At 62.4% G+C, this 8,882-nt stretch carries 6 protein-coding genes; 4 read left to right on the top strand and 2 right to left on the bottom strand.

What is annotated here, in order from left to right:
- A partial coding sequence (locus Q0C42_RS12845) for a sigma 54-interacting transcriptional regulator (protein ID WP_295076276.1) occupies nucleotides 1-1,689 on the top strand: 1,689 nt, incomplete at its 5' end.
- 12 nt (nucleotides 1,690-1,701) lie between these two features.
- On the opposite strand, the gene Q0C42_RS12840 is transcribed toward Q0C42_RS12845, so the two are convergent.
- Entirely contained in the window at nucleotides 1,702-4,083 is a 2,382-nt protein-coding gene (locus Q0C42_RS12840; protein ID WP_295076273.1) for a 1-deoxy-D-xylulose-5-phosphate synthase N-terminal domain-containing protein, read from the bottom strand.
- Between the two features lie 119 nt (nucleotides 4,084-4,202).
- Here Q0C42_RS12840 and Q0C42_RS12835 point away from each other — a divergent pair, with 119 nt between their 5' ends.
- Nucleotides 4,203-4,670 (top strand): Lrp/AsnC family transcriptional regulator, encoded by a 468-nt coding sequence (locus tag Q0C42_RS12835; protein ID WP_295076270.1) that lies wholly within the window; start codon nucleotides 4,203-4,205, stop codon nucleotides 4,668-4,670.
- 171 nt (nucleotides 4,671-4,841) lie between these two features.
- Here Q0C42_RS12835 and Q0C42_RS12830 read toward each other — a convergent pair whose 3' ends face one another.
- On the bottom strand, nucleotides 4,842-5,867 hold the full coding sequence (locus Q0C42_RS12830; RefSeq protein WP_295076267.1) for an exo-alpha-sialidase: 1,026 nt from the start codon (nucleotides 5,865-5,867) through the stop codon (nucleotides 4,842-4,844).
- Nucleotides 5,868-5,990: 123 nt separating this feature from the next.
- Here Q0C42_RS12830 and Q0C42_RS12825 point away from each other — a divergent pair, with 123 nt between their 5' ends.
- Together Q0C42_RS12825 and Q0C42_RS12820 are read left to right on the top strand one after the other, a co-directional pair.
- A complete protein-coding gene (locus Q0C42_RS12825; RefSeq protein ID WP_295076263.1) occupies nucleotides 5,991-6,923 on the top strand; it encodes a nucleoside hydrolase in 933 nt (310 codons plus the stop codon).
- Between the two features lie 110 nt (nucleotides 6,924-7,033).
- Nucleotides 7,034-8,791: a DUF6119 family protein gene (locus Q0C42_RS12820; protein WP_295076260.1), complete on the top strand. Its 1,758-nt coding sequence runs from the start codon at nucleotides 7,034-7,036 to the stop codon at nucleotides 8,789-8,791.
- The last annotated feature ends 91 nt before the right edge of the window (nucleotides 8,792-8,882 follow it).

Here is an 8,882-nt window from a genome sequence, read left to right as displayed (position 1 = left end):
GAAGCGATGCTGATCCTGACCGACCGCAAGGGCGTGATCCTCGACACCGTCGGCGACACCTCGACGCTGAACAAGGCCCGGAAGATCAACCTGACCGTGGGCGGCGTCTGGAGCGAGGATGCCGCCGGCACCAACGGCATCGGGACGGCGCTCTTCATGGGTGCGCCGGTCTATGTGCATGGCGACGAACACTTTTGCGAAGGCATGAAAGCGTGGAGCTGCGCCGCCGCTCCGATCCGCGATCCGGTCGACCAGTCGATCATCGGTGTCATCAACCTCAGCGGGCTGACGACGATCTTCCAGAAGCACAACGCCGCCTTTGCCGCCACCGCAGCCCGCGACATCGAGGTGGCCATCGCCCAAGAGCAGTCCCTGCTCAACATGCGCCTGATGGAGGAAACCATCGGCCATTTCCCGAAGACCTCCGGCCCGAATGACGGCCTGGCGATCATCGACCGGTTCGGCCGCCTGATCTTCAACAGCAACTGCGGAGAGACCGTGCCAAAGCTGGGCCAGGGCCTGGGTCTTGGGGCCAAATTCCTCGATCTCCCCGACGGGCTGTCCGAGGAAATGATCCTGCGTGCCCTGCCCGAAGGGCTGCGCTGTCAGGACATCCGCCTGCTGAAGATCGACGGCGACATGCGGGGCGCAGCCCTCGTCTTCAACCAACCAAGTTCCTTTTCGCATCCCCAGCCCGCCCCCCTGTCGCGGAAGGCCGCCCCCGACCTGCCCGGCGTCGCAATTCCGGACACCAACCTGACCATTGTCGGCGGTAGTGCTGCGATCCTCGATGCGCTGGACACGGCCAGCCGGATCGACCTGACGGACGCGGCCATCCTCATCGAAGGACAGACCGGCGTCGGAAAGCAGCTTTTTGCCCGCCTGATCCATGCCCGCATCGCCCCGCCCGGCAAATCCGACTTCACCACGATCAATTGCGGCGCGGTCACCGAAAGCGTCTTTCGCAGCCGTCTTCAGGGCTCCAACGACGCCAGTCCCGGCACGCTGCTCTGTCTGGACGAGATCGGAGAGCTTCACCCGGAAAACCAGACGCTGCTTCTGCGCCACCTTGAAGAACGCCTCATCCGGCTGAGCGGGCCAGAGCGTCAGAACGACTCCCTGGTCCTCTTGTCGCTGACCAACCGCAACCTGCAGGCCGAGGTCGAGGCCGGGCGGTTCCGGCGTGACCTGTTCTACCGTCTCAGCAGCACGGTCCTGACGATCCCGCCCCTCAAGGACCGGGACGACGATGTCCTGCTGATTGCCGAACATTACAACCGCAAGCTCGCGCGCGAAACCGGGCGCGACCTCCTGATCTTCGGGGACGAGGTCCAGTCGGCCCTCCTCGCCCATTCCTGGCCGGGCAACGTCCGCGAGTTGCGCAACGCGGTCATCAGCCTGCACGCCTTGGCGAAGTCCCGGCATGTCACGCTCGCCGACCTGCCCCGCGCCGTCACCGCCCCGGCGCCCGCCCCGGCCGACCCATCGCTTCTGGCCGCCCACGACAGGCTGCAGGCCGGATCGGTGTCCTTGCGCATGGCAGAGGTGCTGTTGATCGAAAGCGCACTGGCCCAGCATCGCGGCAACCTCAGCAGCACCGCCAAGGCCCTGGGCATCTCCCGGCCGACGCTTTACCGCAAGCTCCACGACTACGGCATCGACGCGCGCCCGGACGAACCGAAGTCCTAGACCGGCCGCAGGTCACTCCACCGCGAAAGCCGTCGGTCTGCCCGCTGTCAATCCCGACACCTTCTCGACAATGCGTTCGGCCGAGATGCCGAAGTGGTCGTAAAGCTCGGCTATCGTGCCGGTCTGCCCGAAATGCTCGACGCCAAGCGGGATGGTCCGGTGCCCGCAGACCCCGCCCAACCAGGCCAGCGTGGCCGGATGGCCGTCGATCACCGTGATCAGATGGCAATGCGCAGGCAGGTCCTCCAGCAGCGTCTCGACAGCCGACCGGGCATCGCGCCGCCCGCGCGTCCGGGCGCGCTGCGCCGCGGTCCACCCGGCGTTCAGCCGGTCGGCCGAGGTCACCGCCAGCACGCCTACGTCACGCCGGCTGCCGCCAATCATGCCCGCCGCGCGGATCGCTTCCGGCGCCACGACGCCCTGATAGGCGATGACCACCTCGCAGTTCGGCCCCGGCTTGCGCAGCCAATAGCCGCCGTCAATCGCCCCCTGGACAAAGGCCTGATCCACCCGCCGCCCCGGCTGTTCCACCGGATTGGTGCTCAGTCGCAGATAGACCGAGCCGCCGGTTTCATCCCGTAGCCAGGTGCGCTCGTCCGGATCGCCGTCCCCCGACCGCTGCAGATAGCCGAACGCCCAGTGCAGGATGACCGCAAGTTCATCGGCGAAGGCAGGCTCGAAGGCGGCCAGCCCATCCTGTGCCATTCCGATCAGCGGCGTGCCGATCGACTGATGCGCCCCGCCTTCGGGCGCCAGCGTCACGCCGGACGGGGTGCCCACGATCATGAACCGTGCATCCTGATAGCAGGCATAGTTCAGCGCATCGAGGCCGCGCACCACGAAGGGGTCATAGACTGTGCCGATAGGGATCAGCCGCTTGCCAAACAGCGCATGCGACAGCCCGGCGGCCCCCAGCAAGAGGAACAGGTTCATCTCGGCGATGCCAAGCTCGATATGCTGGCCATCGGGGGCAAACTCCCATTTCGCGGTCGAGGCGATCTTCTCGGCCATGAACGTATCGGCCCGCGCCGTCCGCGCAAACAGCTTGCGGCGGTTGACCCAGGGGCCGAGGTTGGTCGTCCCGGTGACATCGGGGGATGTGGTCACGATCCGGCGGGCCAGATCACTGTCGCCCTTGCCCAGATCGTCCAGAATCTTGCCAAAGGCCATCTGGGTCGAGATTTCGCGGTCGGATTGCAAACTGATTTCCGGCACGGCGACGGTGCTGTCGTCCAGACGGCGCGGGCCACCCTGAAAGAACTGCACCCGGTCCAGAAAGGCCTGCAGCGCATCCTTGTCGCCGACCGTGGCAAAGCGGTCCCATTCCTGGCCCTCGGGCACGCCCATATGCGCCTGCCAGTCCGCCATCTGCGCCTTGGTCATCAGCCCGCCGTGGTTGTCCTTGTGCCCGGCAATCGGCGTCCCCCAGCCCTTGACCGTATAGGCCAGAAAGCAGACCGGCCGGTCGTGGTCGATGGCGGCAAAGGTTTCAGCCAGCGTCGCCACGCAATTGCCGCCCAGGTTTTCCATCAGCGCCGCCAGTTCCGCATCACTGCGCCGCGCCAGCAGTGCCGAGACCGGGCCCTGATCGCCCAGATCGTTCAGCAGCCGCGCGCGCCAGACCGCGCCACCCATGAAGGTCAGCGCCGCGTAAAGCTGGTTGGGGCAGTCGTCGATCCACTGCCGCAGGGCATCGCCACCCGGTTCCTGGAACGCAGCGCGCTGCAGGCGGCCATGCTTGACCCGCACGACATCCCAGCCGAAGGCCTCGAAAATCCGCTCGACCCGGCTCCACAGCCCTTCATGCACCACCCCGTCCAGCGACTGGCGGTTGTAGTCGATGATCCACCAGCAGTTCCGCAGCCCGTTCTTCCAGCCCTCCTGCAGCGCCTCATAGACGTTGCCCTCGTCCAGTTCGGCGTCCCCCACCAGCGCCACCATGCGTCCCGGGCGCACGCCCTCGCCCCAGGGCTTGGCCCGCACGTAATCCTGCACCAGCGAGGCAAAGGCGGTGATCGCCACCCCAAGCCCCACCGAGCCGGTGGAGAAATCGACATCGATCTGGTCCTTGGTGCGGCTGGGATAGCTTTGCGCCCCGCCAAACCCGCGGAAGTTTTCCATCCGCTCGCGGGACTGCCTGCCCATCAGGTAATGGATGGCATGCAGCACCGGGGCCGCATGTGGCTTCACCGCAATCCGGTCTTCCGGCCGCAAGGCATGGAAGTACAGCGCCGTCAGGATCGACACCATCGAGGCCGAGGATGCCTGATGCCCGCCGGTCTTGATCCCGTCCACCTTAGGGCGGATGTGGTTGGCGTGGTGGATCATCCAGTGCGACAGCCACAACAGCCGCTGCTCGACTGTCTTCAACTGATCGATACCGGCTTCGGTCATGTCGGTTGCCCCCTCTTGCGCAACCTCAGATTAATGCCAAACGCGCGCGCTTTTCCGGCTTTCTCTGCCGCTCTGATGGGCTATCCTGGTGATAATCAGCGCCATTCAGGAACCAGTCGATGCAATCCGCCAATGTCGATCCGCTGAACCTGTCGATTCTGCGTATCCTGCAGACGAACGGCCGCGCGACCGTCAACGAGATCAGCGCAGGCGTAGGACTAAGCCCCTCGCCCGTGGCGCGCCGGATCCGATTGCTGGAGGAGGCGGGGATCATCGCCGGTTACGCGGCCCGCATCGATGAAGCCGCCCTTGGCTACGGGTTTTCGGTGTTTGTCTCGGTCAAGCTGGACAAGCAGGTCGACGAGGCCCTGATGAAATTCGAAGCGGCGATCCAGGCCTTCCCGGAAGTGGTGGATTGCTGGCTGATGACCGGCAACCGCGACTATCTCTTGCGCATCGCCACAAGCGGCCTCGCCGAGTTCGAACGCTTTCTGGTCGGCAAGTTCACCAAACTTCCCGGCGTGGCCTCCATCGAAAGCTCGATCCCCCTGCGCCGCGTCAAGGTCGGTCTGGCACGCCTGGCTTAGGCGCCCAAGCCGCCACAACTCTTCCCCGGCGTCGCAGCGATCGGACAGAATGCTGTTGCCCAACTCCCAGACCCACCAGCCGACCCCCGGCAGATCCGGCACCTTCCCGGTCCCCGCAGGCCCACCACCCCACTTAACCGCCCGGTCAAGCCTCCGGCGCTGCGCCAAAACCTACCCCATGAACTCCACCGACAAGACCGTCGGCAGATGCCGCGCGACCTCCTCCCAGGTCTCCCCCTCATCCCGGCTCAGGAACACCGACCCCGAGTTCGTCCCGAAGGCCACGCCTCCCTCGCACGACGCCATCCCCTGCCGCAGCACCGTGAAAAAGCAGTCCTTCTCCGGCAGCCCCTGTCCCTTCCCCGCCCAGGTCTCGCCCCCATCCTCGGTCTTCCAGACCAACGCCCGCCCGCCCACCGGATAGCGCCCCAGCGAGTCCCCGTTCAACGGAAACACCCAGGCCACCCCCGGCTTCAATGGATGCGCCGCAACCGGAAACCCGAACGTCGACGGCAACCCCTCCGTCACCTCTTCCCAAACCTGCCCACCATCCCGGGACCGATAAACCCCCTGGTGGTTCTGCATCCAGATCAGCCCCTCCGCCGCCCCGAACGCCAGATTGTGCACGCAACTGAAGATCTCATCCTCCCGCCTGATCTCCTCGCCGTCCCAATGCCGCGGCAAGGCCCCCGCCGGCCCCGCCCGGTTCCCCCGCCGGTTCCGCTGCTGCCAGCTTTGCCCGCCATCCCGAGACTCGAACACCCCCGCCGCCGAGATCCCGACCCACAGCCCGCCCTTTCCGTCCGAAAGGATCGTGTGCAGCGTCAGCCCCGCCGCCCCCGGCTGCCACTGGTCCGCCCCCGGCTGATCCGTCAGCGCCTCCAGCCGCCGCCAGCTGACCCCGCCATCCCCGCTTTCAAACAGATACGCGGGCTTCGACCCCGCCAGCAGCCGCCCGCCGTCCAGACAGACCGACCACAGCTGCTCGGCCCCCGGAAACGGCCCCTTCGACACGCTCCACTCCCCGCCAACCCGCCGCCAGACCCCCGCCCCGTGCCAGCCGCTCCCCCCGGCCGCAAAGATCTCGCCCCCGCGCCCGACCGCATGGTTGATGGGCCAGCCCTCGCAGAACGGCCCCTCCACCCGCCCGCCAGACAGCACGAAAAGCCCTTTCGTCGTCCCGACCAGTATCTCCATCGCCGCCTCCTCCGCCCGCGCGCCCCAAAATCCTACTCCCCCGCCGTCGCATTGCACGCCTTTTCCTGACCGTCTGGACAAACTTCCCCCCATCCCGCTAACTCCCCGCAAAGGAGCCCTCCCATGTCCCGCAAGATCATCATCGACACCGACCCCGGCCAGGACGACGCCGTCGCCATCCTCCTCGCCCTCGCCTCGCCGGAACTTGAGGTTCTTGCCCTGACCGCCGTCGCCGGCAACGTGCCCCTTGCGCTGACCCAGAAGAACGCCCGCATCATCGTCGAACTCGCCGGACGCCAGACCCCGGTCCACGCCGGCTGCGACCGCCCGCTCACGCGCCCCCTCGTCACGGCCGAGCATGTCCACGGCAAGACCGGCCTCGATGGCATCCCCCTGCCCGAACCGACCCACCCGCTGCAGGACCAGCACGCCGTCGACTATCTGATTGAGACGCTGCGCGCCCACCCGACCGGCACCATCACCCTCTGCCCCCTCGGCCCCCTGACGAACATCGCCACCGCCTTCCAGCGCGCCCCCGACATCATCGCCAAGGTGGCCGAGATCGTCCTGATGGGCGGCGGCTATTTCGAGGGCGGCAACATCACCCCCGCGGCCGAGTTCAACATCTACGTCGACCCCGAAGCCGCTGACATCGTGTTCAAATCCGGCGTGCCCCTGGTGGTGATGCCGCTGGATGTCACCCACAAGGCCTTGACCTCGCGCGCGTGGGTGGAGGAGATGCGCGCCCTCGGCACACCCGTCGGCCAGGCCGTCGCCTCCTGGACCGATTTCTTCGAACGCTTCGACACCGCCAAATACGGCAGCGAGGGCGCCCCCCTGCACGACCCCTGCGTGATCGCCTACCTTCTGGAGCCCGCCCTCTTCACCGGCCGCCATGTGAACGTAGAGATCGAGACAGTCTCCGAGCTCACCCTCGGCATGACCGTCGCCGACTGGTGGCGCGTGACCGGGAGGGAGCCCAACGCGATGTTCATGGGCGGCGTGGACCGGGACGGGTTCTACCGGCTGTTGACGGAGCGGTTGGGGAGGTTGTGAGGGGCTGAACTCACAGTCAACGTAACCTCATTGCGCATAATTCAAAAGTCTATTCAACTGCACGATGAGTATGCTAAGAGATAAATAGTTTGTAGTGTAGGGTCACCATTATGCCTCAGGAACTTGCAAAGGTTACGTTCTACTTGGCAAAAGCGGGTCGCAAATTCGACGATCTGCTGAGCGACCCTGCCGAAGTGATTGAGGATGGCCAAGAAAAGGAAAAGGACCGTAAAGTGCGGACCTTTGACTTGGGCGAAGTGCCTGTTATGGTGGTTTGCCAACTGAACCGGGTCGTCCAGACGCCACCTTGGATCGACTTCATAAACGAAAGAATCGGGTTGCCCGAGGACAGGATTGCCTTCTCGGTTAACTCTGTTCGCCCAAGTGGGGTAATATTAATCGAGCTTGAGGGTCGAGTCCTTGCGGCAACGTTCGGTACAGGCGGCAGATCACTTTTGAAGTTTTCTGAATTTGTTCCAGATTTTGGAATTAAGACGGCCATGAACATGTGCGGGAACCAGGATTTGCGTCAAACGAAAACCCGCACCCATGCGCTTACAACCAAGCAAATTGATCGCCAAGTTAGTCGACCTTCAGACTCGCTAGACTTTGGCATGACCGAAACGGAGATTCTAAAGTATATCTCAGCGCACGCCGAACTTGACAAGAATGTAACGCTACAAGGGAAGGATAGTTTAACCGTCAAAGTTATTGGCGACGAGAAGCTTAGTTGGGATCGCTTAGTTGAATGGTCCGAAATCTTCCTTCAGAAGTATAAGGAAGACAGATACAAGCAACTATTTCCAAACTACCCCGCATTCGAGCCGGTCCCAAGCGAGATCGTTGACATTTTAGATCAGATTCTAGTTGATAAGATAAAGAGCGGCGACCTTACGCGCTTGCATCTTGCAGTTCCAGAATTTCTCCCGGATGATGACTTTAGCTTTTCATATTCTAACCATGCCAGTAAAAACATTGTAGTCTCGCACGTCGTCGCATCCGATCTCCTAAGTCAGAAACACTTTCCGACCGATAAACTGTCCGTGGCGAAGCTGAAGGCTAAGCAAATCTACGCGTACTCCCACGAGCAGGACAAGATTCTAGGCGATCGCTGTTGGAGCACCTATTCGTGTATAGTCACCGAAGTTGACCATGCAGGTGCATGCTACGTGCTTTCTGAGGGCGTCTGGCAGAAGGTCGATGACGACTTTTATAAGGCAGTAAATAACTTCATTGCAAAGGTTCTCCCGGTAGAGAAAGTAGATAAGAAGTTCCATGGTATAGATATTTCAGTCGTTAAGGAGCGAAAGAACAAAGAGTCTAGGTTCAATGAGAGATTCGCCGAACTGTGCGACAAGAGCATAATGTTTGATCGCGCCAAGCTCAAGATTGGTCAGGGTCGTAAGGATAAGGAATTCTGTGATCTGCTACAGCTTTGCGATGACGGAAGAATCAATATCATTCAAGTGAAGCAGCATTCTGGCTCCAGTAACTTGAGCTATCTATTCTCGCAAGCCAGGTTCTACTGTGATTTCTTTCTTTCGGATCAAGTATTCTTGGATGAGATTCGGGACTTCATCAAGAATTCCAAGCACGGGAAGGTAGATTCGTTTCTCGCTAAGATCGGGGAAAAGATTGCGGACGTAAATGGGGGTTCCTTTGTCGTTAAGTTGTGGACACTCTACAATGAGAAGGAAGCCCCTCCTGCCCCGGTCGATCTTCCACTCATGGCAAAGTATGAGTTGAAATTGGCATACGAGCGGTTACGGAATATTAACAAGTACGCGAACGTCTGCTATTCTACAATTCCGGTAAAGATCGTGAACTTTCAGCTAGATCGCGGCGGCGGGAAGAAGAAAGCAGCTTAACATTGCACCCCAAATTCCTAACAAACCCCTAACGCCCACAGCCAACCCCTTGAAATCCTTACCCTCCAAACCCTGCCCACGCGCGGGCGGA

It is taken from the genome of Tabrizicola sp. (genome assembly GCF_022842145.1).
Lineage (GTDB): Bacteria > Pseudomonadota > Alphaproteobacteria > Rhodobacterales > Rhodobacteraceae > Tabrizicola.
The sequence above is the reverse complement of the archived record's forward strand: the minus strand, read 5'-3'. Positions and strand labels throughout refer to the sequence as shown.